Origin of the sequence: Sedimentimonas flavescens (assembly GCF_019264375.1) — a bacterium.
Lineage (GTDB): Bacteria > Pseudomonadota > Alphaproteobacteria > Rhodobacterales > Rhodobacteraceae > Rhodobacter > Rhodobacter flavescens.
Genome location: NZ_JAHVAI010000001.1, coordinates 1 through 24,496, shown reverse-complemented (window position 1 = coordinate 24,496; position 24,496 = coordinate 1). Strand labels below are relative to the sequence as shown.

The window sequence follows — 24,496 nt, the reverse complement described above, 5'->3', positions numbered from 1 at the left end:
GCGCTATAGGTGAAAAATTCATGCATGTAGATGATACGGATCGGCGCATTCTGCGGCAGATGCTGGCCGATCCCGGTCTGGCCATGGCCGAGCTGGCCGAGCGGGCGGGCGTGACCGCCGCCACCTGCTGGCGCCGGGTCGAGAAGATGCGCGAGGGCGGCGTGATCCTGGGCGAGCAGGCCGTGATCGACTGGCGCGCCCTTGGGTGGGAGGTCGAGGTGAGCCTGCGCTTCACCCTCGACAAGACGCATCCGCGCGCTTTTGACGAGTTCATCGCCGCCGCGCGCGAGGTGCCCGAGGTTCTGGAAATCCAGACCTTCCTTGGTCAGACCGATGTGCGCCTGAACGTCATCGCCCGCGACATGCCGCATTACCAAGAGATCTACCGCACCCGCATCCTGACCCTGCCGCATATCGCTGATACCGACGCGCTGATGCTGATCTCCACTATCAAGGACAGCCCGGAGTTGCCGCTATGATTGCGCTCGACGATACCGACCGGGCGATCCTGCGGGCGTTGTCTGCTGATGCCACGATCAGCGCCGGTGCCTTGGGGCGGCAATTGGGCCTGTCGCAGCCGGCCTGCTGGCGGCGGATCAAGCGACTTCAGGATGCGCGCATTCTGGCGGGGCGACGGTTGTTGATCGACCCGGAGGCGCTTGGCTTTGGGGTGACGGTATTCCTCGGGATCAAGCTGGCGACCAAGGGGCGCGTCAGCCTTGAGGATTTCGAGCGCGCCGCAACCGCCATCCCCGAGGTGCAGGTGGTGCAGCACGTTCTGGGGCTGTTCGATTACCGGCTCAAAGTGCGCGCCCGCGACATCGCGGATTTCGAGCGCGTGTTGCGCCGCCGTGTGATGACCCTTCCGGGCGTGGGGCAGGTCGAGGCCAACGTCGTGCTGTCCGAGGAGCGCCGGCCCGGACCATTGGGGTGATCTCCGTTGTGCGGGCTCTTCAGGCATAAAGCCTTGATTTCAGGCTTTGCTTTGGCCTTCGGATGCGCGAGCCGAGAGTTGATGCCACTACGCGCCCGCGCCGCTTGGCCTGGTCAGCGCACGCCCAGACCCGCGCGCATCAATGTCTTGCGAACAGGTTTCAGGCTGTAGAGTGCGCCAAGGGCGGCAGCGCGCAGGTCGCGCAGCGGGCGGGACTCAACCATCGAGGCGCGGTTCAGCAAGTCGATCCCGATTTCGCGCGCCTTAACCTCGGGCCAGCGGCGGCGGTTATAGGCGGCCAGCATGGCAGGCTCGCCGATATGGGCGGGGTCTTTCTCGCATAGATCAAGCAGGCAGGTCAGATCGGCGAGCGACATGTTCAGCCCCTGCGCACCGATCGGCGGGATGACATGGGCGGCCTCGGCGATGAGCGCCACACGCTGCGCTGTGAAACTCGACGCGATCTGCGTCATCATCGGCCAGACCGAGCGGCGGGTGACCAAGGTGAGCGGGCCGAGGATGCCGGTCGAGCGGGCATTCATAGCAGCCTCGAACTCGGCTTCGGGCAGGGCGGCGAGGCGTTCAGCCTCGGCACCGCGCTCCATCCAGACGATGGCCGACGAGGGGCTGCCGTCGCGGTCGGGCAGGGGGACGAGCGTGAACGGGCCGCCGGAGCGGTGGATCTCGGTCGAAACGTTGTTGTGCGGGATCGGGTGCGTGACGGCAAAGGCAAGCGCCTTTTGACCATAGCGCGTGGTCTTGACCGGGATGCCGGCGGCCTCGCGGATGAACGAGTTGCGCCCGTCGGCGGCGACAACCAGCCGCGCGGTGACACGGCTGCCATCCGACAGGCTTACCTCGGCCCCGGTTTCGCGGGTGACAAGGCCCGTGGTCGCCACGCCGGGGCGGAAATCGACCAGCGGCAGTTCGGCAAGGCGCGCCACCATCTCGCGGCGCAGCAGCCAGTTCGGCAGGTTCCAGCCGAAGGGTTCGTCCGAGATGTCGGAGGCATCGAAATCGCGGGTCAGCCGAGCTTCGGGTTCGGCGCCGCCAGCGTCGATGATCCGCATGATCTGGAGGGGGGCCGCAAAGGGGGCCAGCCGCTCCCACAGCCCCGAGCTTTCGAGGACTTTGCGCGAGGGATGCAGGAAGGCCGTGGTGCGCAGGTCCGCGCCGGGGTCGGTCTCGGTCGTGACCGGGGGGGTCGGGTCCACGCAGATGGTGGTGAAACCGGCCGCACCGAAGGCAGCGGCTGCGGTCAGGCCCGCTACGCCGCCCCCGGAAATCAGTACATCGGTCTGGATCGCTTGTTCGGGCATGGGCATCCTCCGTTTGCGCGCATTCTAGCGGCGGCGCGGCGGAAGGCCAGAGGCGAGGGAGGCGATCAGCCGCCCGCGGTCAGCAGAACGAGGAAAGCAAGGATGGCCCAGCTTGCAACGACGGCGGTCAGGATCAGGCCGCCCAGGCCGAAAACCGCAGTCATGGCGCCCGTGATCACGAGGACCAGCAGCGCGAGCAGATACATCGTCGATGCTTTGATCTGCTTGTTCTCTTCGGTGGCGTGCGCAATCTCTGCGGTGGTCGTGGTCATGGCAAAGTCTCCCAAGGGCTGTCTCCCTGACAGCACGGGTCTTCTAGCGAGCATGCGCGCGCGCGTAACCGCGCCATCTTGTCGCAGGCGCAGAAAAATATACCTCAGATATGCCGCAGTGCAGCGAGAAAGCGCGGCAAGTCCGGAGTGTGATGCTGGATATGCGGTTCGCGGGTCGGAGCGGGGGCCACGTGCACCGTGCGCATACCCATAGCATACGGCGCGGTGAGGTTGCGCGGGTCGTCTTCGAACATCGCGGCGCGCGCCGGGGTGATTCCCGCCTTGGCAAAAACGGTCTCAAAGGCACGCTGCTGCGGCTTGGGGTGGAAGTCGGCATGCTCGACCCCATAGATGCCATCGAACAGGCCCGACAGACCGCGCGCGGCCAATACACGCTCGGCATAGGGTGCGCAGCCGTTGGTATAGACAATCTTGCGCCCCGGCAGGGCCGTGATCGCGTCGCGCAGTGCGAGATCCGGCGTCAGGTGATCGAGCGAGATATCGTGCACATCCGTCAGGTAGGGGGCGGGATCAACGTCGTGTTCGTGCATGAGGCCCGCCAGCGTCGTGCCGTAAAGCTGCCAGTAGTGCCTGCGCAACCGATCAGCCTCGGGGCGGTCAACTCCGAGAGCGCGCATGACATAATCGGTCATCCGCACTTCGATTTGCGCGAAAAGCTGCGCTTCGGGCGGATAGAGCGTGTTGTCGAGATCGAAGACCCAATCGGTCACATGGGCGAAATCTTGTGCGGGCATGGCGGCAGGCTAGCCCTACGCCCGTGCAAGTGCAATCGGCACTGCAACTTATTGGCGTCTTGCCACCGCCTGAGCGCGCGCATAATGTTCGGCGCCTCGGGGCAAGGAAAGACCAATGCAGAAAGATGCTTACACGCTGATCCTCGAAGCGATAGATGCAGGAGTGTACCGGCCGGGCGATCGGCTGGTGGAATCGGAACTCGCCGAGCGCTTCGGCGTATCCCGCACCCCCGTGCGAGAGGCGCTTCAACGCCTTGAAACGCAATCGATGCTGGCGCGCGACGGACGCTCGCTGATCGTGGCCTCGCTTGATCACAACCAGCTTGCCGAGCTGTACGTGGTGCGTGCCGAACTGGAAGCGCTGGCCGCACGGCTGGCCGCCAAGCACGCGGCCCCCGAAGAGGTGCGCGTGCTTCAGGACATGGTCGAAGAAGACCGCAAGCATATCGGTGATCCGGTGGCTTTGTCGCGGGCCAACAAGCGGTTCCACAAGCAGATCCACCTGGCCTCTCACAACCGGTATCTGGTGCAGCAACTTGACCTCGTGCACCGCACGATGGCGCTGGTTGCCACGACGTCGCTTGCGGCCGAGGGGCGCGGTGCGACAGCGCTGGCCGAGCATCAGGCGATTGTGGACGCAATTCGCAACGGCGACGAAGATGGCGCTGCGACCGCGCTGCGGGCGCATATCTCAAAGGCATTCGAGACGCGGCTCAAGCTTGACGCGGCAAGCGGACGACAGCGGCGCAACTGAGTCTGCGCGCCTTGCCCGGCGAGGCTTGCGGCGCGTCGTAAAGCCCGTGGGCCGTCTTGTCCCAGTAGAACGGCTTGACGACGACTTCGTAGATCGCTTTCCAGCCCGCCAGAGCCCCGAGCGGGAAATAGAGGTGTAGCATCGGCACCCAGGGGATCAGGAACCGATGGCCGTGCCCGCGCAGCGCCCAGATCCCGACGACGATATGAATGATCTCGGTCACGGTGAAGGTGACGAAGAGGGCGCGGATCATCGCCGGGCTCATCAGCGCCTCGATCGGGTGCCAGATGCCAAACGGCATCAACCAGAAGCTCCAGAGCAGCGGCGCCAGCAGATATTGCGACAACCCGCCCAGCATCAGGATCTGGATCCCGATGAACCGCTTCGCCCCCAGTTCGCGCCAAAGGCGCACAGGGTTGCGCATATGCACGGCCCAGGTCATCGCATAACCCTTGAGCCAGCGTGAGCGCTGCCGGATCCAGGGCAGGGCGCGGCAGTTCGCCTCTTCATGCGTCACGGTGGGGATGACCTCGGTGCGGTAGCCATGCCGCGCCAGACGCAGCCCAAGGTCCGCGTCTTCGGTCACGTTATGTGCATCCCACCCACCCAGTTCTTCCAGAATTTCGCGGCGAAAGAACAGCGTGGTCCCGCCAAGCGGGATCACCAGCCCGAGCCGCCCGAGGCCGGGCAGCATGGCGCGGAACCAAGCCGCATATTCGATGGTGAAACAGCGCGACAGCCAGTTGGTGCGCGGATTGTAGTAATCGAGCATCCCCTGAAGGCAAGCGAGCGTCGGATCGGCACCGGCGAAATGCGCCGCCACCATGCGCAGCTGCGCCGGGTCGGGCATGTCCTCGGCGTCATAGACCCCGATGATCGAGCCTCGGCACAGCGGCAGTGCATAGTTCAGGGCGCGGGGCTTGGTCTTGATGGGGCCCTCGGGCACGATGACGATCCGCATCCAGCGCGGCAGTTCTGTGCGCGTTAGCGCGGCCTGCGTCATCCGGTCGGCCTCTTCCACGACCAGAACGATGTCGAGCCGCTCGCGCGGGTAGTCGAGCCGTTCAAGCCGGGCAATCAGGCGTGGTGCGATATCGGTTTCATGAAAGAGCGGCACCATGACCGAGATGGTCGGCAGGCTGTTGGTTGGCACGGGGGGCGGGGTTGGCCGTTCGGGAGCCCGCATCTCGGCCAGCCAGGCTACCAGCTTGAGGCCCACGGTCGCGATCAGTGTCAGAATCGCCCAACCGAAGAGCGCCGCATAGACGATCGATGGCATCAGCCACAGGCCGATCGCCAGTGCGACAACAGCGCCCAGGGCTGCTCGGCTCACGTGGTCCCCGGCAAGGGTGCGGCAGCTTTCGTGCGGCGCCACGCAGGTCTCGGCCCGGCGGATCAGTGCGGTGCGACGGCAGGCGAATATGGCCGTTTCCAGTGTGCTGGGTGCGGCAAGCACCATTTGGCAGGGGCCAAGAGTGTCCGTGAGGCCCTCGTCGATCCGTCCGAATCCCTCAGGGTGCGCGGTTGCGACAAGCGTGACGCCCGCGATGCGCCGCCACGGCACGATGCGTTCTTTCAGGCAGCGCGCGGCCCCGATGGTGTCGATCAGGCGCGGGTCCGGCGGCTGCGCGGCAAGATCGACGATCGACAGGCCGAATAGCTCGGCCTGTGCGGCGATCAGCTGCGCCTCGGTGACCAAGCCATGCGCCAGAAGCGCCTCGCCAAGCGGCAAATTCTGCCGCTTGCAGATTTCTAGGGCACGCAGCAGCGCAAGCGGCTGAACAGCCCCACGTTCCATCAAGATCTGACTTAGGGAGGGGCGCGCCTCGATCGGGGCTATCGGCCGAATGGCCTGTTCTGAAGCGAGAGCAACCGGAAGCTGTGTCACAGAGGTCATGCCATCCATAGGGGCCGCGCGGGGGCCTGAGGCGAGCATTCCCAAAGAGGGTTAATAAGTCGTTAATTCAAAACAAGAGCCCCCTCCGGCGAAGGCCGAAGGGGGCTCTTGTGGAATATATTCAATCAGGCGCTGCGGCGGGCGCGCATGGCCTCGGCGAAGCGGTCGAACAGGTAGTAGCTGTCCTGCGGGCCGGGGCTGGCTTCGGGGTGATACTGCACCGAGAACACCGGGCGATCCTTCATCGCGATGCCGCAGTTCGACCCGTCGAAGAGCGAGACATGTGTTTCGGTCACGCCTTCGGGCAGGGTCTGCGCATCGACGGCGAAGCCATGGTTCATCGAGGTGATCTCGACCTTGCCGGTGGTGAGGTCTTTCACCGGGTGGTTTGCGCCGTGGTGGCCGTGGTTCATCTTGATGGTCTTGGCGCCAAGCGCCAGGGCCAGCATCTGGTGACCAAGGCAGATACCGAAGACCGGCAGGTCTTTCTCCAGCACACCTTTGATCATCGGCACGGCATAGGTGCCGGTCGCGGCCGGGTCGCCCGGGCCATTCGACAAAAACACGCCGTCGGGATTGAGCGCGAGCACATCTTCCGCCGTCGCCGTCGCGGGTAGAACGGTCACATCGCAGCCCGCCGAGGCGAGGCAGCGCAGGATGTTGCGCTTGGCGCCGTAGTCGATAGCCACGACCTTCAGGCCCGGCTCGCTGCGTTTGGAATAGCCATCGGGCCAGGCCCAAAGCATCTCATCCCAACGATAGCTCTGCGCGCAGGTGACTTCCTTGGCCAGATCGAGGCCGACGAGGCCCTTCCACTCGCGCGCTTTCTTGACCAGCGCCTCGATGTCGAACTCGCCATCGGGGTTGTGGGTCAGCGCCACGTGCGGCGCGCCTTGCTGGCGGATTGCGCGGGTCAGGCGGCGGGTGTCGATGCCACCCACGCCGATCCGGCCGCGCTTGGCCAGCCAGTGGACGAGGTTTTCCGAGGCGCGCCAGTTCGACGGCTCGGTCGGGTCCCATTTGACCACGAGACCGGCGGCGACCGGGTCGGTCGTCTCGTCATCCTCGGGGTTCACGCCGACGTTGCCGACATGCGGGAAGGTGAAGGTGACGACCTGACCGGCGTAGGACGGATCGGTCATGATCTCTTGGTAGCCGGTCATGGCGGTGTTGAACACCAGTTCGGCTACCGTCTCGCCCACGGCACCGAAACCCTTGCCGTAGAACAGCTGCCCGTCTGCCAGCGCGATCAGCGCGGTGGGCTTTTCCGATGACTGGTGGCTTGCAGGCATGGCGCGACTCCCCGGGGCAAAATCTGCTGGAACCTACGGGGGGAGGGCGTCGGGGTCAAGGGGGTAAGGGTTATTACTGTTGCGTAATAAAATCAATAAGTTAGCAAGATTGCACCCGGCCGCGCTTACGGTTATTCTGGCGCTCTTGGTTCTGAAACGAGGACGACCCCATGGACATGCGCGAGCGAATTGCCACGGCGCTCAAGGATGCGATGAAGATGAAAGAGCAGGAGCGGCTTTCGACGCTGCGCCTGATCAATGCGGCCATCAAGGATCGCGAGATCGCGCTGCGCGGCACGGGCGACGGGGGCTCAGTCGGCGATGCCGAGGTGCTGGCGATCCTGGGCAAGATGGTCAAGCAGCGCCAGGAATCCGCACGCGCCTTCGAAGAGGGTGGGCGGCTTGAACTGGCCGAAAAGGAAATCGGCGAAGCCCGCGTCATCGAGGAATTCCTGCCGCGCCAATTGAGCGCCGAGGAAGTCTTGGAAGCCATCGACAAAGCCATCGCCAAGGTCGGTGCCAGCTCGATCCGCGACATGGGTCGGGTGATGGGCGAACTGAAGGCGAAATACACCGGTCAGATGGATTTCGGCGCGGTGGGGCCGATGGTCAAGGACAAGCTCGGCTGAGTGCTTGCACGGGAATAGCTATAGACGAAGGGGGCTTCGGCCCCCTTTTTCATGCCTGCGCACCGGGGTCCGAGTGGCGATGTTCGGCCAGATGTTGCAGGAGTTCCCGAAACAGCGCGCGGCGCTCCTCGGGGGTCAGGAAGGCGCCGATCTCGACCTCGCGCGGTCCGCCGCGCAGGGTGAGGTAATCGGGCACGCGCCCACCGGTCGGATGCAGCATCGGCTGAACCCAATAGGCGTTCGTCTCCCAGATAAGCGGATCGCTTCTTGGCGCGCGGTGGGTCAGCGTGATGCGTTCAGCGGACAGCGTCAGCTCTTCGAGCACCTCGCCCGAGCGGTAAGAGCGTGACAGCGCGAACCAGATCGCCCAGATCGTGGCCAGCAGGAAGGGTAGCAGAGCCCAGAGGATCTTTGAGCCCAGAACGGCCAGGAGCGGCACGGCAAGGAATCCGGCGGTCACGCCGATGAAGGCAACGAAGCCGCGCCTGGGCAGCGACCGATAGGGCCAGAGCCGCAGCCTGACCGTGCCGGCCTCGTCTTCGGACCACCTGTAGGGCATCGCCTCCCTCGTTCGCGCCAGAGCAGCCTAAGGGCGCAGGGGGGCAGGGCGCAAGCCTTGGCGGGCGTCCATGCCGCATCGTGTGAAGGGGCACTTGCCGCTATCCTTTCGATAGCGGAGGAGGGTTTCCGATGGTGAAATCGACAGGGCTGAAAGTGGCTGGCGCAGTGGCGTTGGCGTTTGGCGCGTTAACGCTGTTCTCGGGCTGGGGCGCGCTGTTTGGTGGCAAGGACATGGGGGCGGTCGTGCCCTTCGTGCTGTGGTTCAACTTCCTCGCGGGCTTTGCCTATCTGGCGGCGGGCTGGGGAATGTGGGCCGCACGGCGCTTTGCCCGGCCCCTCTCGGCGGCGATCGTGCTTGCAAGCCTCGCCGTGGGTGCGGCGCTGGCACTCCACATCGCTGGGGGTGGTGCCTATGAGATGCGTACGGTGGGTGCGATGAGCCTGCGCATCGTGATCTGGGCGGTGCTTGCGCTGGTTGCGCATCGGGCATTGCCAAGGGGCTGAATGCAAACGGCCCCGGATCGCTCCGGGGCCGTTCATCAATCTGTAAGCGCCTTAGTGGGCGTGCGAGTGATCCCAGTCCTCACGCTTCGGGAGTTGCTCGAACGTATGCTCGGGCGGCGGCGAGGGCAGGGTCCATTCCAGCGTGTCCGCGTATTCGTTCCAGTAGTTCTTCTCGGTCACACGCGCACCGCGGGTGAGGGTGTAGAACACGATACCGATGAAGAACAGGAACGAGGCGAACGAGATGAAGGCGCCGATCGACGAGATCTTGTTCCAGTAGGCGAAGGCCTCCGGGTAGTCGATGTAGCGGCGCGGCATCCCCTGACGGCCCAGGAAGTGCTGCGGGAAGAAGATGAGGTTCGAACCGATGAACATCATCCAGAAGTGCAGCTTGCCCGCCCATTCCGGATACTGACGGCCCGACATCTTGCCGATCCAGAAATAGACACCGGCGAAGATCGCGAAGACCGCACCCAGCGACATCACGTAGTGGAAGTGCGCCACGACGTAGTAGGTGTCGTGATAGACGCGGTCGAGCGGGGCTTGCGACAGCACCACGCCGGTCACGCCGCCCACGGTGAACAGGAACAGGAAGCCGAAAGCCCAGAGCATCGGCGTCTTGAACTCGATCGAGCCGCCCCACATCGTTGCGATCCAGGAGAAAACCTTGACGCCGGTGGGCACCGCGATGACCATCGTGGCCAGCATGAAGTAGCTCTGCTGCTGCAGCGACATGCCCACGGTGTACATGTGGTGCGCCCAGACGACGAAGCCCAGAACCCCGATTGCGACCATCGCATAGACCATCGGCAGGTAGCCGAAGATCGGCTTGCGCGCGAAGGTGGCGATGACGTGGCTGATGATGCCGAAGCCCGGCAGGATGATGATATAGACCTCGGGGTGGCCGAAGAACCACAGGATGTGCTGATATAGGATCGGGTCACCGCCGCCTTCCGGGTGGAAGAAGGTCGTGCCGAAGTTACGGTCCATCAGCAGCATGGTGATCGCGCCTGCCAGAACCGGCAGCGACAGCAGGATCAGCCACGAGGTCACGAAGATTGACCAGCCGAACAGCGGCACCTTGTGCATCGTCATGCCAGGGGCACGCATGTTCAGGAAGGTGGTGATCATGTTGATCGCACCCAGGATCGACGAGGCGCCCGAGACGTGGACCGCGAAAATCGCGAGGTCCATCGAATAACCGGCCTCATTGGTCGAAAGCGGCGGGTAAAGCACCCAGCCCACGCCCGAGCCCGACTGTCCGTTGCCACCCGGCGCCAGCAGCGAGGCCACGCCGAGCGCGACGCCCACAACGTAAAGCCAGTAGCTGAGGTTGTTGAGGCGCGGGAAGGCCATGTCCGGCGCACCGATGTGCAGGGGCATGAAATAGTTGCCGAAACCTCCGAACAGTGCCGGGATGACGACGAAGAACATCATCAGCACGCCGTGATAGGTGATCATCACGTTCCACAGATGCCCGTTCGGGGTGCATTCCGCATCCGACGCGATGAAGCGTGCGCCCTCGGCACACATGTATTGCACGCCCGGATCCATCAACTCCATCCGCATGTATACGGTGAAGATCACCGAAATGAGGCCGACGACCCCTGCGGTGAAGAGATAGAGAATCCCGATATCCTTGTGATTGGTCGACATGAACCAGCGGGTGAAGAACCCACGAGTGTCATGGTCGCCGTGGCCGTGAACGGCTGCGTCCGCCATACTGATCTCCCTTTTCGCGCAGCCCGATATCTCCCGTTCACGGGCCGCTTCGGCGCAGGGTAATGGGCAAATTGTCGCGCAGCAATCACAGAAGCGCGCAAACTGCGAAAAAATGTCGCGGCACTGCGGCGAGCGGAAAAAGAAAGGCCCGGCCGGAGGTTGCTCCGACCGGGCCTGTTCCTGCTGGGCAGGAGATTACTGTGCGACCGAGGCCAGATAGGCCGCGACGTCTTCGCCGCCCTTGGCCAGCTTGAAGGTCATCTTCGACTTGCCTTCGCCGCCGTGGGTGTCGATGAACTTGGTCGGATCGACGACATATTCTGCGATCAGCGCCTCATCCCACACCAGGCCGTTCTCGGCTGCTTTCGTGAGGCCGTCGCCGTACTTGAACCCTTCGACCGAGGCGGCCGCGCGGCCGACGATGCCGTAGAGGTTCGGGCCAACCTTGCCGCCCTTGACGATCTCGGTCCCATCGGGCGCAACGATCATGTGGCAGGACTTGCACTTGGCAAAGGTCTTTTCACCGACGGCTGCGTCACCGGCGAAGGAGGGGGTGGCAAGGGCCATAGCGGCGAGGGTGGCGTAAAGGCTGATCTTCATCGCATCTTCCTTAATAACTGATCTCGGCCCGGCGATGCCGGGAGGGCGGTTACGCCGCTTAAAGGGCGCTGCCCCCTCTTACCACGGGGCAAAAGGTCGCGTCAGCAACATTTCCGTCATTCGCAGCGGTCCGGCGTCCGACCATTGTCGAAGACCGGCCCGAAGCTGCGCTCCAGCGCCGCGTCCAGATCCTCCATCGTCACCGGAAGCCCCAGATCGACAAGGCTGGTGACACCGTGATCGCGGATGCCGCAGGGGATGATTCCGGCGAAATGGTTCAGGTCCGGCTCGACGTTGATCGAGATGCCGTGAAAGCTGACCCAGCGGCGCAGTTTGACGCCGATGGCGGCGATCTTGTCTTCGGCGGGGTGGCCGTCGGCGCCGCTACCCTTCTCGGGGCGGGCGACCCAGACACCCACGCGCCCGTCGCGGATTTCGCCGGTCACGTTGAACTCGGCCAGGGTGTCGATAACCCAGCGTTCGAGCTGGCGCACGAAGCAGCGCACGTCGCGCCCGCGCCGGTTAAGGTCAAGCATGACGTAAACGATGCGCTGGCCGGGGCCATGATAGGTGTATTGCCCGCCGCGGCCGGCCTCATGGACGGGAAAGCGGTCGGGATCGACCAGATCTTCGCGTCGGGCCGAGGTGCCTGCTGTATAGAGCGGCGGGTGTTCGAGTAGCCAGATCGCCTCATCAGTTGTGCCTGCGGCAATCGCGGCCACGCGCGCCTCCATGAAGGCCAGAGCCTCTTCATAGGGAACGGGGGTGTCGGAACGGATCCACTCGACCATCTGCGCCTCCGGTGTCAGCTCTTCCGAGTTAGGGGAAGAGCCGCGCGCGCTCAAGGCAATTACGCCCGAAGCCTGTGCCTGCGAGGCGCGCGCTCTAAGCCGGAAAGAATTTCGATCAGGAGCGAAAAATCCGCTTTTCATCGGCGAAAGCCTCGGCTAATACGCCGCCACACCAGCCAAGACAGTGCGGTCGTGGCGGAATTGGTAGACGCGCAGCGTTGAGGTCGCTGTGGGGTAACTCCCGTGGAAGTTCGAGTCTTCTCGACCGCACCATTGGCTGAAAGCCGCGATAGCCCGGACCTTGGTCCGGGCTATGCTTTTTTGGCTCTGGCGGCATCGCTTTTCGCACGTTCCGGACAGCATTCCATCTCGAATCGACAGGTGATTCGCGGCTCTAGGGGTTCCTTGCGTCAATTCGCTCGCGCCTGGGTTGCGTGACGTCGCGTTATTCGCACTCCCCCCGGTAGAGCATTTTGCTCTTGCAGCATGAGCAATCTGGTCGCCGCCTGCGCGCAAGGCGACGCTTTTTGACGGTTTTGTGACCGAAACGGAGGGGGCGGAAAGACTGACGAGCCAGAATGGAATTGCGGGTTGAATTCCTGAAATTCCCTTGCTTTAGTTCGGTGCACGGGAGCTAACGAACCAAAAAAACCGACGGGGAGCCCGAATTTGAACACTGCTGCCACCGACGATGGATTCGTCGTATTCGACCATGTCCAGAAGAGCTATGACGGCGAAACGCTTGTCGTCAAAGACCTGAACCTTTCGATTGGCAAGGGCGAGTTTCTGACGATGCTCGGCCCCTCCGGCTCGGGCAAGACGACTTGCCTGATGATGCTTGCCGGCTTCGAAACTGCGACACATGGTGAGATCCGCCTTGCGGGTAAGAACATCAACGACATGCCGCCGCACAAGCGGGGCATCGGGATGGTGTTCCAGAACTATGCGCTTTTCCCGCACATGACGGTTGGCGAGAACCTCGCCTTTCCGCTCGAAGTGCGGGGCATGGGCAAATCCGAGCGCGAGGCCAAGGTCATGCGCGCGCTCGACATGGTGCAGATGGGCAAATTTGCCAACCGCCGTCCTGCGCAGCTTTCGGGCGGCCAGCAACAGCGGATCGCGCTGGCCCGCGCGCTCGTGTTCGACCCCGAGCTCGTGCTCATGGACGAACCGCTCGGCGCGCTCGACAAGCAACTGCGCGAGCATATGCAGTTCGAGATCAAGCACCTGCATGAGACGCTCGGCATCACCGTGGTCTATGTGACCCACGACCAGGGCGAGGCGCTGACCATGTCGGACCGCGTCGCCGTGTTCAACGATGGCCGCATCCAGCAACTGGCTCCGCCCGATGAGCTTTACGAACGTCCGCAGAACTCGTTCGTGGCCCAGTTCATCGGCGAGAACAACAAGCTGCCGGGCACGGTCGAGACGCTGGATGGCGATAGCTGCACCGTGCGTCTTGCGACGGGCGAACTGATCGACGCGACGCCCGTTAACGTGCGCAGCGTGGGGCAGGAAACCCTGGTTTCGATCCGCCCCGAGCGGGTCGAGTTCAAGGCCGATATGATGCCCCCGGGGGCGCATATGGTTGACGCAGAAGTGCTTGAGGTCATCTATATGGGCGACATCTTCCGCACGCGCATGCGGGTCGCGGGCACCGAGGATTTCGTGATGAAATCGCGCAATACGCTTGGTCAGACCAAGCTGCGTCCGAGCGAGAAGATCAAGATCGGCTGGCATCCGCAGGACGCCCGCGCCCTTGAACCTATGTAAGTCGGGAAGGCGGGAAAACCCGCCTCCTTGCCGCGCCAGCGCGGCCAACGTGAAAAAAAGTACATAAAATCAACACGGGAGTTACCAATGAAGAAAGCAATGATGCTGACCACGGCCTTGATCGCGACTGGCTTCGCTGCCAGCGCGCAAGAGCTCAACGTGGTGTCCTGGGGTGGCGCCTACACCGTCAGCCAGGTGGAGGCTTACCACAAGCCCTTCACCGAGATGACCGGCGTCAAGGTGAACTCGATCGATGCCGACAACCCGGCAACGCCGCTCAAGGCGCAGGTTGAGGCCGGCAACGTCTCGATCGACCTCGCCGATATCGAGCTGTCGGATGCGATCCGTCTGTGCGACGAAGGTCTGCTGGAAGAGATCGACCCGGCGATGCTGCCCCCGGCGCCCGATGGCACCCCGGCGACCGAAGACTTCGTTCCGGGCGCTATCCAGGACTGTGCCGTCGCGAACATCGTCTGGGCCACGGTTGTCGCCTATGACGCCTCGAAGTTCCCGGAAAATCCGCCGAGCACCCTGGCCGACTTCTTCGACACCGAAAAGTATCCGGGCAAGCGCGGCCTGCTGAAAGCCGCCAAGCGCTCGCTCGAGATGGCTCTGGTCGCCGATGGCGTTCCGGGCAGCGAAGTCTATGAAGTCCTCGGCACCGAGGAAGGCGTCGCACGCGCCCTCGCCAAGCTCGATACGATCAAGGACTCGGTCGTGTGGTGGGAAGCTGGCGCGCAGCCGCCGCAGCTGCTGGCCGATGGCGAAGTTGTCATGACCACCGGCTACAACGGCCGTATCTTCAACGCCATGATCGCCGAGAACAAGCCGTTCAACATCATCTGGGACGGCGCCTATATGGACTATGACCTCTGGGCCATTCCGAAGGGCGCGCCGCACCTGGAAGATGCCAAGAAGTTCCTGGCCTTCTCGACCGACACTCAGCGTCTTGCCGACCAGGCCAAGTACATCTCGTACGGCCCGGCGCGCAAATCGTCCTCGGCCCTCGTCGGCATGTATCAGGACGGCAAGACCGAGATGGCGCCGCACATGCCCACCAACCCGGACAACCTGACCAACCCGATCTGGACCGATCCGACCTTCTGGGCTGACCACGACGTCGAACTGAGCGAGCGGTTCAACGCCTGGCTCGCCAACTGATCCTGCGCAGGGCGGCACCCGATGCGGTGCCGCCCGCCTTTTCTTCGTAAGAGATCCCTGATCGCGCGCCCATCTGGGTGCGTTTGGTAGAATTTTTCCCAGAGGGAACCGAATGACCGACGCAACCGCCCTATTGACCACAGCCGATGGCAAGCCGCTGAAGGCGGCGCTTGCGGCCTCGCTCGCGACGCGGCGCCGCCGCGCCTTCCTGCTCGTTGCGCCGCTCTTTCTGTTCATCATGATCAGCTTCATCGTGCCGATCGGCCAGATGCTGTACCAGTCGTTCTATAACGACACCTTCAGTTCTGCTGCACCGAACCTGGCCGAATGGTTCGACGCCAACCCCGAAGGCTCGGCCATTGACGAAAGCGCCTATGCCGCGCTCGCCGCCGACCTTGCGCTGATGAAGAAGGACAAGACCGCGGGCGCGGCAGGGACGCGTATCAACTACGACGTCTCGGGCACGCGCTCGATGTTCACTTCGACCGCGCGCAAGGCCGACAAGTTCGAGCCCCCCTTCAAGGAGGCGGTTCTGGCCGAGGAGAAGAAGTGGGATGATCCGAATATCTGGCGTGCCATGCGCTCGGCGTCATCGCCCTTCACCTTTGACTTCTACCTTGCGGCCCTTGATCTGACGCGCGACTCGAGCGGCTCGATCGTGCCGGTGGCGGAAGGGCAGGCGATCTACAAGACGCTGTTCTGGCGCACGCTTTCGATGTCGATCGAGATCACCGCGCTTTGCCTGCTGCTCGGCTTCCCGATCGCGCATCTTCTGGCGGTGCTGCCGATGCGCAAAGCGATGCTCCTGATGATCCTGGTGCTGCTGCCGTTCTGGACCTCGCTGCTGGTGCGTACGACCTCGTGGATGGTGCTGCTGCAAAGCCAGGGCGTGCTGAACGACATGCTGGTCTGGGCGGGCCTGATCGACGAGAACGGCCGAATACAGATGATGTATAACCAGACCGGCACGATCGTCGCGATGACGCATATCCTACTGCCTTTCACGGTCTTGCCGCTTTACTCGGTGATGAAAACGATCCCGCCCAGCTATGTGCGCGCCGCGCGCTCGCTCGGGGCAACCTCGTGGACTGCGTTCCGTCGGGTGTATCTGCCGCAGACCCTGCCGGGGATCGGCGCAGGGGGGCTGTTGGTCTTCATCCTCGCGATGGGCTACTACATCACCCCCGCCCTTGTCGGTGGCGCCGACGGGCAGATGATTTCCAACATGATTGCCTTCCACATGCAGAAGTCGCTGAACTGGTCGCTCGCCGCGGCGCTGGCAGCAATGCTTCTGGCCATCGTTCTGATCTTCTTCTGGATCTACGATCGCCTGGTTGGCATCGACAAGATGAAGCTCGGCTGAGGAGAGAGATATGGCGCTTCCCACCTACGCAAGCCCGCTCGAGAAAGCCTGGCATTATAGCTACCTGGTGATCTGCGGACTGATTTTCCTGTTCCTGATCGCCCCGATCGTGATCGTGATCCCGCTCAGCTTCAACGCCGAGCCCTACTTCACCTTCACCGAGAAGATGCTGACGCTCGACCCCGAGGGGTACTCGATGCGCTGGTATGACAGCCTGCTGACCTTCGGGATGCAGAACCCCGAGGCCGAGCGCGGCGCCTCGTTCTGGTCGGACTTCTGGGGCAACGCGACCTGGATGCAGGTGACCAAGAACTCGATCATCATCGGCTTCTTCGCGACGATCCTGTCGACGGCGCTTGGCACGATCGCCGCCCTGGGCCTGACCCGGCCCGAAATGCCCTACCGCAAGCAGATCACGGCGGTCCTTATCTCGCCGATGATCGTGCCGATCATCATCTCGGCGACGGGCATGTTCTTCTTCTATTCCTGGATGAAGCTGCCGGTGCCGAGCTTTGAGGGGGGCTTCCATTTTGAATGGACGCGTCTGGCGGGTTCGTACCTGGGGATCATCCTGGCGCACGCGGCACTTGGTATCCCCTTCGTCATCATCACGGTGACGGCCACGCTCTCGGGCTTTGACCAGTCGCTGGTGCGTGCGGCCGCAAGCCTTGGGGCAAACCCGCGCACGGCTTTCTTCAAGGTCGTGATGCCGCTGATCATGCCGGGCGTGGTGTCCGGCGCGCTATTCGCCTTTGTGACCTCGTTCGACGAGGTGGTCGCAGTTCTCTTCATCGCCGACCACACCCAGCAGACGATCCCGCGCCAGATGTGGAACGGTATCCGTGAGCAGATCTCGCCCGCGATCCTCGCCGTGGCGACGATCCTGGTGATGATCTCGATCCTGTTGCTGACGACGGTCGAGCTTCTGCGCCGGCGCTCGGAGCGGCTTCGCGGGGTCAGCCCGCAGTAAGCTGCAGTCAACTAGAGACAAACGATGCGAAAAGGGGGGCTCTGCCCCCCTCTTTGCTATTCGCAAATTCACCCCCCCGGGATATTTGCGCAAAGCCGAAAGGGGAACGGTGCCCGTGTTCGTCTTTGTCTAAATATCCCGGGGGTGAGGGCCGCCAGGCCCGAGGGGGCAGCGCGCCCAACGTTTAAGGAAGAATCGCGAGCCAGGCCCAGATCGTCAGGATCGAAGCTGCCGTTGCAACCAGGACCGAAGAGGCGGCGACCCGTCGCGCGGCGCCATACATATTGGCGAAGAGATAGGCGTTCACTCCCGGGGCCATCGCCGCTGTTATCACCGCTGAGCGCAGCGCCGCCGTATCGAGCGCAAAGACCCAATGCCCAAGCAGATAGGCGATACCCGGATGCACGATCAGCGAGAGCGCTGAGACCATGACTATCGCGCGCCCATCGCCCTCGGGGCGATAACGGAAGAGCACACCGCCAAGGCCGAAGAGGGCGGCGGGCAGGGCAGCGTTGGCCATCATGTTCATCGCTGCCCAGACAGGCCCCGGAAGGTCTTGCCCCGTCGTTTTCCGCAGGATCTGAATCGCGAAACCGCACAGGATGCCGATTACGAGGGGGGTGCGCAGCACACCCATCAGTGCGTTGAAGCCCACGCGGCTCAGCCCCGCGCCCGTTCCTGCGGAGCGCACGGCCTCCATCGCGACGATGCCAATGGTGTACAGCAGGGGCGAATGGATTGAGATGATGGCGAAGTTGCCCGCCAGCGCGTCGGGGCCATAGGCGCGCTCGGTGATCGGGATGCCGAGCAGGAGCGAGTTCGAGAAGAGGCAGCAAAAGCCGATTGCGACCGCATCCGGACCGGTGCGGCGGAAGATCACCCGCGCCGCCGTGATCCCGATGGCAAATGAGGTCAGCGCGCCGGCGTAAAACGAGATCATCAGCCCCGCGTCATAGCTCGTGCTCAGGTCGAGCATCGCGATGGAGCGCGCGAGCAGCACCGGCACGGCGAAGTTCTGCGCAAAGCGCATCAGCCCGTCGACCGCTGCGTCGGAAAAGAGGCCGCGCCACGAGACGACGTAGCCGAAGCCGAGCACGAGAAAGACGGGCAGGATGACGTCGATCAGCGCGCTCATTGCGCGGCGAACTCCAACACCAGCCCGTCATAGGCGGGGCGGATGTGTTCGGGTGTCTCGGCTGCGACATCGTCATAGTCGAGGTCGATATGCATGTTGGTCAGCACCGCCGATGCCGGTTTGACACGCTCGATCCATTCCAGCGCGAGGGCCAGATGCGCATGGGTCGGATGTGGCGTGCGGCGCAGCGCGTCGAGGACCCAGCACTCAAGGCCGTTCAGATGCGACCAGGCTTCCTCGGGGATGGTGCTGACATCGGGCAGGTAGGCCACGTCGCCGATGCGGAAGCCGAGCGCGTCGATATTGCCGTGCTCGACGCGGAAGGGGTGCAGCTCGATCGGGCCGCCGGCGCCGGTGATCTCGAAGGTGCCGTGGATCGCGCGCAGGTCGCAGATCGGCGGGTAGTTCGAATCCGGCGGCTGCACGAAGGCGTAGCCGAAGCGGTTCAGAAGGGCCTCTTGCGTGTCGCTATCGGCCCAGACCGGCAGGCGGCGGCGCATGTTGAAGGTGATCTGGCGCAGATCGTCCAGCCCGTGGACATGGTCTGCGTGGCTGTGGGTGTAGACGACGGCGTCCAGCTCACCCACGCCTGCGCGCAGCAGTTGCTCGCGCAGATCGGGCGAGGTGTCGATCAGCACGCGGGTCGTGCCATGGGGCGAGACGCGCTCGACCAGCATCGAGCAGCGGGTGCGGCGGTTTCTCGGGTTGTCCGGGTTGCACTCGCCCCAGTGCCCGCCGATGCGGGGCACCCCGCCGGACGAGCCGCAGCCGAGGATCGTGAAACGCATCCGGGTCATCGTTTGGCCTTCCAGAACAGGCGGTCGAAATTGGCCGAGGTGGCGGCGGCAAACTCGGCATAGCTGACGCCGTAGAGATCCGCACCGATTTTTGCGGTCAGCGCGGTATAGGCGGGCTCGTTGCGGCGGCCGCGATGGGGCGGGGGGGCAAGGTAGGGGGCGTCGGTCTCGACCAAGATGCGGTCGAGGGGGGCGGCGGCGAAGATCTCGCGTACCTCGGTCGATTTCGGGAAGGTCGCGATGCCCGACATCGACAGGTAAAAGCCCATCTCAAGCGAGGCCTGCGCCAGCCGCGGCCCCGAGGAGTAGCAATGCATCATGCAGCTATAGGGGCGCGATTTCAGCCCCTCGGCCAGAATCGCCTCCATATCAGCGTCGGCGGCACGGGCGTGGATGATCAGCGGCAGGCCGGTTTCCTGCGCAGCCTCGATATGGATGCGTAGCGAGGCCTTCTGCACCTCGGCGCTGTCGGCAGTATAGTGGTAATCGAGGCCCGTCTCGCCGATGCCCACGAATTTGGGGTGGCGGGCGAGAGCCACGAGGTCCTGGACGGAGGCCAGGGGCTCTTCCGCCGCGCTCATCGGATGGGTGCCTGCGGCGTAATAGATGCCATCATGCGCCTCGGCGATGGCACGAACCGAGGGTTCATTGCGCAGGCGCGTGCAGATGGTGACCATGCGCGTCACGCCAGCGGCGCGGGCGCGGGCGATGACCTCGGGCAGTTCCTCGGCGAAATCAGGGAAATCGAGGTGGCAGTGGCTGTCGACGATTTCGGGCGGATGGGTTTCGGTCTCGGCCACGGGCAGGTCCTTTATGGGCGGCTCAGGCGGCGGCCGCCGTGATTTCAAGAACCATATCCATGACCAGCGCCGCAGGGTCAAGGTTGACCCCCTTGCCATGGCGCGCGCGGGCGCCAAGGGTCTGGTGCAATGCCGCCCATTTCATCGCCGCGTAGCCATCGGGGCTGAGGCGGGCGATCACCTGCGCCTCGCCTGCCGCGCCCTCCAGGGGCGGAGGTCCGGCCACGCCCGCGCGGGCAAGGCGCGCCAGGAACAGTTCGATCAGCCCCAGCATCAGGTCATAGCGCGGCTCGTTTTGCTTGCCGGTGATACTGTCGGCCAGCGCCAGCGCGCGCACCCGGTCAAGCCGGGGCAGGCTGCCGAACAGCGCCACGAGCTTTTCGTAGGTCGCAAGGCCGTCGAGGTTCAAAAGCCGGATCGCCTCGCCCACCGATCCGCCCGAAAGCGCGGCAAGGGCGGCGGTGTCGGCCTCGACCGCCTCACCTGCTGCGGCGAGGGCGGCGGCCATATCTTCAGGTGCAAGCGTAGCCAGCCGCAACTCGCGGCAGCGCGAGCGGATCGTCGGCAGAAGCCCCGCGGGCTGGTGCGAGATCAGAAGGAAGGTCACGCGCGGCGGCGGTTCTTCGAGCAGTTTAAGTAGCGCGTTGGCGGCCTGCGTGTTCATCTCGTCGGCGCTGTCCACGATGACAACGCGCCGCCCGCCCTCGGCTGCCGACAGGTGCAGGAAGCTTTTGAGCTTGCGCACCTCATCGACGCGGATGTCCTGCGACAGGGCCGTTTCGGTTGCGTTCAACCCGCGTTTGAGCAGGAACACACCGGGTTCCGAGCCCGCGTGGATGCGGCGGCAGACAGGGTGCTCGGGGTCGGTTTCGAGGTTGGTGGGCGGTGGGGGTGCGCCGAAAAGGCCGCCATCATCGGTGGGTTGCGTCAGCAGGAAGCGCGCGATGCGCCACGCCAGCGTCGCCTTGCCGACGCCGCGTGGGCCGGTCAGCATCCAGCCGTGGTGCATCCGGCCCGAGGTGAAGGCGTCAAGGAAATCCGCCTCGGCGCGCGTTTGCCCCATCAGGTGCAGTGTGTCGCGCGGGTGGATCGCACCTTCGACCTGCGTCGGATCGGGGATGTCGGCGGTCTTGCTGCTCATGCCAGCGCCGCCCGGGTGAGCGAGAGGATCTCGGCTGTGACCTCCTCGGTCGGGCGGGCGCCGTTGACCAGCCGGAAGCGTTCGGCAAACTCGTGCGCCAGCGCCAGGAAGCCTGCGCGCATCCGCTCTTGCATCGCAAGGCCCATGTCTTCGAACCGCTCCTCGGTGCCCCGACGGCCCTTGGCACGCGCAAGGCCCACGGCAGGGTCGATATCCACAAGGAAGGTCAGGTCGGGCTCGCGCCCGATCATCAGGCTGTGCAGCTGATCCACCAGCCCGCGCAGATCGCCGCGCGAGAGGCCCTGATACATGCGGGTCGAATCCGCGAAACGGTCGCAGATCACGATGCGCCCGGCGGCCAGTGCGGGGGCGATGGTGCGCTCCAGATGGTCGCGGCGGGCGGCGGTGAAAAGCAGGATCTCGGTCTCAGGGGACCAGCGGTCGGGGTCGCCTTCCAGAACGAGGCGGCGGATTTCCTCGGCGCCGGGCGATCCGCCCGGCTCACGCGTCAGCACCACATCGAAGCCACCGGCGCGCAGGGCTTCGGCCAGCAGGCGCGCCTGCGTGGATTTTCCCGATCCGTCGATGCCCTCGAAGGTGATGAACATCTGCCCTCAGCTGTTCGCAGCCTGCATGGCCTTGGCGGTGAGGCGCGCAAACGCAGCCTTGACGCGCACCATGAATCCGCCCGCGGCCACGTCCTCGGCCGCGACCAGTGCCACGCGCTTGGGTTCGTTCAGGCCGGGGATCGTCAGCACCAGCTCGCCCAGTTGATCGCCCGTCGCGATCGGCGCGGCGACGGGGCCGGTAAAGACCGCCTCGGCCTTGATGGCGTCCTGCGCGGCGGCGGGGATCAGCAGCGACAGATCCTCGGCCGGGGTCAGCCCGACCTTGTCGGCAGCGCCAAGCCAGACAGGCGCTTCGGCCAGACGGCTGCCCTTGTTGGCCAGTGTTTTCAGTACGAACTGGCGGAACGCCCAGTTGGCGATGGCCTCTGCCTCCTGGGCGCGCTCGGTTTCCGAGGTCAGGCCGGTGATCACGAAGACGATACGGCGATCACCCATCACGGCCGAGCCGGCAAGGCCATAGCCCGACTCCTCGGTGTGCCCGGTCTTGAGACCGTCCGCGTGCCAGTCCGCCGCCGCGATCTTGAGCAACGGGTTGCGGTTGTTGGCATTGGCGGGCGAGCGGTCCTTGTAGTTATAGGAGGTTTCCGAGAACAGCGGGTAATAGTCGGGAAACTCCGAGATCAGCCGCACGGACAGAACGCCCAGATCGCGCATCGACATGCGCTGCCCCGGATGCGGCCAGCCCGAGGCATTGGCGAACATCGAGTTGTTCATGCCCAACTGGCGTGCACGCTCGCCCATCTGGCGCGCGAACGCATCTTCCGAACCAGCCAACCCCTCGGCCACCACCACGCAAGCGTCGTTGCCCGAGTTGATGACGATGCCCTTCAGAAGTTCGCCCACCGTCGGGCGGTCCATCTCATTGAGGAACATGGTCGAGCCGCCCATCTGCTTGGCGCGGGTCGAGACGGCAAAGCTCGTATCCAGTGTCACGCGTCCGTCGCGCAGGGCCTCGAACAGCATGTTCACGGTCATCAGCTTGGACATCGACGCCGGTGGCAGCGGGATATCTGCGTTCTTCTCAAGCAGCACCGTGTTGGTCGTCACGTCATAGACCCATGCGGCCGTTGCGCGGGTCTCGAAGGCGCGGGCGGGCAGGGCTGCCAGAAGTGCAAGGCAGATGACGGTGAAAAGACGGGTCAGTTGCATCGGGCTGGTATTCCTTATTTCGAGACGGCGTAGGCGTCGGTGAAACCGAAGCCCTTGAGCTGGGCCAACAGCTTGTCGCGTTCGGCCGACGTGGCGACCGGGCCGACGACGACCCGCCATACGGTCTTGATCGCGCCGACTTCCTTGCGGATGACGACGTCTTTCACGCCCTTCTTGAGCAGATCTCCTGCCGCGCGCTGCGCATTGGCTTCGCTGCTGTAGGTGCCGATCTGAACCAGCAGCTTGCCTGCGGGTGCGGCGGGCGCGGGGGCAGCGGGTTTGGCTTGAGCGGTCGCTGCGGCCTCGGGTTTTGCGGTTGTCGCCTTGGCGGGTGCTGCCGGTTTCGGCGGGGCCGCCGCCTTCGCGGGTTCGGCAGGCTTGGCTTTCGGGTCTGCCTCGGCCTTCGCGATGGCCCCGGCGGCCGTGGCGGCGATCGCGGCGGCGGGCTTGGGCACGGGTTTCACATCGGCCGCCGGTTTGACCGAGGGCGTGGCGGTGGCCGGCGGTGCAGGCTCAACCGGTACCTCCTCGCGACGCAGGGCCACAACGGAAAGCTTTGCAGGCGCCCCGGCCAGCATTCCGAGTGCCGCCGCCGCATCAGACGAAACCTGGATCTTGGGGCCGGGATTCTCACGCTCGCGCCGGAACAACGCGGAGTTCACCGATTTGCCGTTGGAAAGGTTGCGCACCACGACGCGCTCGGGGTCTTTCACCGAGGCATGGGCAACCCATACGCCCCCAAGCGAGGGGCGTCCGTCCCACAGGCCCTGATCCTCAACCGAGAAAACCTTGGGCGCTTCGACGTCACGCTCGACCGTGCGGACGGCGGCGGCTTCGGGGGGCGTGCCATCGGCGGGCGCCTCCTCGGGGTCGGCGCCCGTGCCCATCTGGCACCCCGCCAACGCCACTGCCGTTCCCAGCATCAGAACGTATCGCGACAACGATCCCTTGCGCATCATGCCCCTTCCTGCGCGGCTGTTGCCGCGTCTCATCTCCGGCCCGTCAGAGCCCTGCCCCGGCTCTCGTGGCCGCCTCGCGCCGCGCATCATGCGCGTCCCTGAACTGGAGCGGACTTTACCCCGTCCGCGCGGGCATGAAAAGCGGCGCAACCGACCGCAAGCGGAAAACGGTAAGCCCGGGTCTTTCAGAATCGCGTGAAGGGCGTTACGCGAAGGGCGTCGGAGGAGTGGCAGAGTGGTTTAATGCACCGGTCTTGAAAACCGACGAGGGTGAAAGCCCTCCGTGGGTTCGAATCCCACCTCCTCCGCCACCGACCCCTGTCTCTGCCGCACCGGCCAGTTTTCCCCAAACTTTCCACGACATTTCAAAGCCTTTCCCGGGGTGTCTCTTGGCTGAGACGATCCTGCTTCGGCTGTTTGCGCAAGCCTGTGCGATGCGTCTCAGAGACCAGATTTCGGCGGTCCGGTTTTGACCGGGTTTCCCTGATACGGGTCAATTTACAGGGAATTTCCTTGAATTGAGCCGATTTGAGGCAAAATGCACCTCAGATTGCACTGTAATTCCAATGGCTTGTGGGGCGAATTCCCT

25 protein-coding genes and 2 tRNA genes are annotated in these 24,496 nt (G+C 64.2%); 11 read left to right on the top strand and 16 right to left on the bottom strand.

The genetic code is table 11. From position 1 onward, the window contains the following. Positions 1-20: 20 nt before the first annotated feature. Both KTQ37_RS00135 and KTQ37_RS00130 read left to right on the top strand, forming a co-directional pair. On the top strand, positions 21-479 hold the full coding sequence (locus KTQ37_RS00135; protein ID WP_218628440.1) for an Lrp/AsnC family transcriptional regulator: 459 nt from the start codon (positions 21-23) through the stop codon (positions 477-479). Then, on the top strand, positions 476-934 hold the full coding sequence (locus KTQ37_RS00130) for an Lrp/AsnC family transcriptional regulator (protein WP_218628439.1): 459 nt from the start codon (positions 476-478) through the stop codon (positions 932-934). The genes KTQ37_RS00135 and KTQ37_RS00130 overlap by 4 nt, the downstream gene beginning before the upstream one ends. A 113-nt stretch (positions 935-1,047) precedes the next feature. Here KTQ37_RS00130 and KTQ37_RS00125 read toward each other — a convergent pair whose 3' ends face one another. From KTQ37_RS00125 to KTQ37_RS00115, 3 genes are all read right to left on the bottom strand, one after another. Next, entirely contained in the window at positions 1,048-2,253 is a 1,206-nt protein-coding gene (locus tag KTQ37_RS00125; RefSeq protein WP_218628438.1) for a UbiH/UbiF family hydroxylase, read from the bottom strand. A gap of 65 nt (positions 2,254-2,318) precedes the next feature. Continuing rightward, the gene (locus tag KTQ37_RS00120) at positions 2,319-2,525 is read right to left on the bottom strand and encodes a hypothetical protein (protein WP_218628437.1); all 207 of its coding nucleotides are present in this window, start codon (positions 2,523-2,525) and stop codon (positions 2,319-2,321) included. A gap of 104 nt (positions 2,526-2,629) precedes the next feature. After that, positions 2,630-3,280 carry a pyrimidine 5'-nucleotidase gene (locus tag KTQ37_RS00115; RefSeq protein WP_218628436.1) on the bottom strand — a complete coding sequence of 217 codons (651 nt, stop codon included), beginning with the start codon at positions 3,278-3,280 and terminating at the stop codon, positions 2,630-2,632. Positions 3,281-3,395: 115 nt separating this feature from the next. Between KTQ37_RS00115 and KTQ37_RS00110 the strand changes: the two genes are divergently transcribed. Further along, positions 3,396-4,034 carry a GntR family transcriptional regulator gene (locus KTQ37_RS00110; RefSeq protein ID WP_218628435.1) on the top strand — a complete coding sequence of 213 codons (639 nt, stop codon included), beginning with the start codon at positions 3,396-3,398 and terminating at the stop codon, positions 4,032-4,034. On the opposite strand, the gene KTQ37_RS00105 is transcribed toward KTQ37_RS00110, so the two are convergent. Both KTQ37_RS00105 and carA read right to left on the bottom strand, forming a co-directional pair. Then, the gene (locus KTQ37_RS00105) at positions 3,994-5,832 is read right to left on the bottom strand and encodes a glycosyltransferase (RefSeq protein ID WP_236020991.1); all 1,839 of its coding nucleotides are present in this window, start codon (positions 5,830-5,832) and stop codon (positions 3,994-3,996) included. The genes KTQ37_RS00110 and KTQ37_RS00105 overlap by 41 nt on opposite strands. Positions 5,833-6,056: 224 nt before the next feature. Continuing rightward, a complete protein-coding gene (gene carA, locus KTQ37_RS00100; protein WP_218628433.1) occupies positions 6,057-7,223 on the bottom strand; it encodes a glutamine-hydrolyzing carbamoyl-phosphate synthase small subunit in 1,167 nt (388 codons plus the stop codon). 170 nt (positions 7,224-7,393) lie between these two features. On the opposite strand from carA, the gene KTQ37_RS00095 reads away from it, so the two are divergent. Continuing rightward, the gene (locus KTQ37_RS00095) at positions 7,394-7,852 is read left to right on the top strand and encodes a GatB/YqeY domain-containing protein (RefSeq protein ID WP_218628432.1); all 459 of its coding nucleotides are present in this window, start codon (positions 7,394-7,396) and stop codon (positions 7,850-7,852) included. Positions 7,853-7,901: 49 nt separating this feature from the next. Here the strand turns inward: KTQ37_RS00095 and KTQ37_RS00090 are convergent, their stop codons facing one another. Beyond that, complete coding sequence (locus tag KTQ37_RS00090; RefSeq protein ID WP_218628431.1) at positions 7,902-8,411, bottom strand: DUF2244 domain-containing protein; 510 nt, start codon at positions 8,409-8,411, stop codon at positions 7,902-7,904. 131 nt (positions 8,412-8,542) lie between these two features. Here KTQ37_RS00090 and KTQ37_RS00085 point away from each other — a divergent pair, with 131 nt between their 5' ends. Next, a complete protein-coding gene (locus KTQ37_RS00085) occupies positions 8,543-8,917 on the top strand; it encodes a hypothetical protein (protein ID WP_218628430.1) in 375 nt (124 codons plus the stop codon). 51 nt (positions 8,918-8,968) lie between these two features. On the opposite strand, the gene ctaD is transcribed toward KTQ37_RS00085, so the two are convergent. The 3 genes from ctaD to lipB all read right to left on the bottom strand — a co-directional run bounded on the left by ctaD (position 8,969) and on the right by lipB (position 12,048). Then, positions 8,969-10,639, bottom strand: coding sequence for a cytochrome c oxidase subunit I (gene ctaD, locus KTQ37_RS00080; RefSeq protein WP_218628429.1), 1,671 nt, complete (start codon positions 10,637-10,639; stop codon positions 8,969-8,971). Between the two features lie 195 nt (positions 10,640-10,834). Further along, positions 10,835-11,239 (bottom strand): c-type cytochrome, encoded by a 405-nt coding sequence (locus tag KTQ37_RS00075; protein WP_218628428.1) that lies wholly within the window; start codon positions 11,237-11,239, stop codon positions 10,835-10,837. Between the two features lie 116 nt (positions 11,240-11,355). After that, complete coding sequence (gene lipB / locus KTQ37_RS00070) at positions 11,356-12,048, bottom strand: lipoyl(octanoyl) transferase LipB (RefSeq protein ID WP_413243714.1); 693 nt, start codon at positions 12,046-12,048, stop codon at positions 11,356-11,358. Positions 12,049-12,216: 168 nt separating this feature from the next. On the opposite strand from lipB, the gene KTQ37_RS00065 reads away from it, so the two are divergent. The 5 genes from KTQ37_RS00065 (at position 12,217) to KTQ37_RS00045 (ending at position 17,297) form a co-directional block, all read left to right on the top strand. After that, a tRNA-Leu gene (locus tag KTQ37_RS00065) sits at positions 12,217-12,303 on the top strand. Positions 12,304-12,699: 396 nt separating this feature from the next. Further along, on the top strand, positions 12,700-13,803 hold the full coding sequence (locus KTQ37_RS00060; RefSeq protein ID WP_218628426.1) for an ABC transporter ATP-binding protein: 1,104 nt from the start codon (positions 12,700-12,702) through the stop codon (positions 13,801-13,803). 87 nt (positions 13,804-13,890) lie between these two features. Further along, positions 13,891-14,964, top strand: a complete 1,074-nt coding sequence (locus tag KTQ37_RS00055) for an ABC transporter substrate-binding protein (protein ID WP_218628425.1) — start codon at positions 13,891-13,893, stop codon at positions 14,962-14,964. Positions 14,965-15,076: 112 nt separating this feature from the next. Beyond that, positions 15,077-16,327: an ABC transporter permease gene (locus KTQ37_RS00050; RefSeq protein WP_218628424.1), complete on the top strand. Its 1,251-nt coding sequence runs from the start codon at positions 15,077-15,079 to the stop codon at positions 16,325-16,327. Positions 16,328-16,337: 10 nt separating this feature from the next. Further along, entirely contained in the window at positions 16,338-17,297 is a 960-nt protein-coding gene (locus tag KTQ37_RS00045) for an ABC transporter permease (RefSeq protein ID WP_218628423.1), read from the top strand. Between the two features lie 184 nt (positions 17,298-17,481). On the opposite strand, the gene KTQ37_RS00040 is transcribed toward KTQ37_RS00045, so the two are convergent. The 7 genes from KTQ37_RS00040 to KTQ37_RS00010 are packed head-to-tail and all read right to left on the bottom strand — an operon-like array spanning position 17,482 to position 23,871. Then, the gene (locus KTQ37_RS00040) at positions 17,482-18,432 is read right to left on the bottom strand and encodes an AEC family transporter (protein ID WP_218628422.1); all 951 of its coding nucleotides are present in this window, start codon (positions 18,430-18,432) and stop codon (positions 17,482-17,484) included. Further along, positions 18,429-19,229 carry an MBL fold metallo-hydrolase gene (locus KTQ37_RS00035; RefSeq protein ID WP_218628421.1) on the bottom strand — a complete coding sequence of 267 codons (801 nt, stop codon included), beginning with the start codon at positions 19,227-19,229 and terminating at the stop codon, positions 18,429-18,431. The genes KTQ37_RS00040 and KTQ37_RS00035 overlap by 4 nt, the downstream gene beginning before the upstream one ends. After that, positions 19,226-20,029, bottom strand: a complete 804-nt coding sequence (locus KTQ37_RS00030; RefSeq protein WP_328799675.1) for a TatD family hydrolase — start codon at positions 20,027-20,029, stop codon at positions 19,226-19,228. The genes KTQ37_RS00035 and KTQ37_RS00030 overlap by 4 nt, the downstream gene beginning before the upstream one ends. A 22-nt stretch (positions 20,030-20,051) precedes the next feature. Continuing rightward, a complete protein-coding gene (locus tag KTQ37_RS00025) occupies positions 20,052-21,170 on the bottom strand; it encodes a DNA polymerase III subunit delta' (RefSeq protein WP_218628419.1) in 1,119 nt (372 codons plus the stop codon). After that, the gene (gene tmk / locus KTQ37_RS00020; RefSeq protein ID WP_218628418.1) at positions 21,167-21,778 is read right to left on the bottom strand and encodes a dTMP kinase; all 612 of its coding nucleotides are present in this window, start codon (positions 21,776-21,778) and stop codon (positions 21,167-21,169) included. Before tmk ends, KTQ37_RS00025 begins: the two co-directional genes overlap by 4 nt. A 6-nt stretch (positions 21,779-21,784) precedes the next feature. Continuing rightward, positions 21,785-22,948, bottom strand: a complete 1,164-nt coding sequence (locus tag KTQ37_RS00015) for a D-alanyl-D-alanine carboxypeptidase family protein (RefSeq protein ID WP_218628417.1) — start codon at positions 22,946-22,948, stop codon at positions 21,785-21,787. A gap of 14 nt (positions 22,949-22,962) precedes the next feature. Beyond that, positions 22,963-23,871, bottom strand: a complete 909-nt coding sequence (locus tag KTQ37_RS00010; protein WP_236020989.1) for an SPOR domain-containing protein — start codon at positions 23,869-23,871, stop codon at positions 22,963-22,965. Positions 23,872-24,128: 257 nt separating this feature from the next. Here KTQ37_RS00010 and KTQ37_RS00005 point away from each other — a divergent pair. Beyond that, positions 24,129-24,218 (top strand) — tRNA-Ser (locus tag KTQ37_RS00005). Positions 24,219-24,496 lie beyond the last annotated feature (278 nt).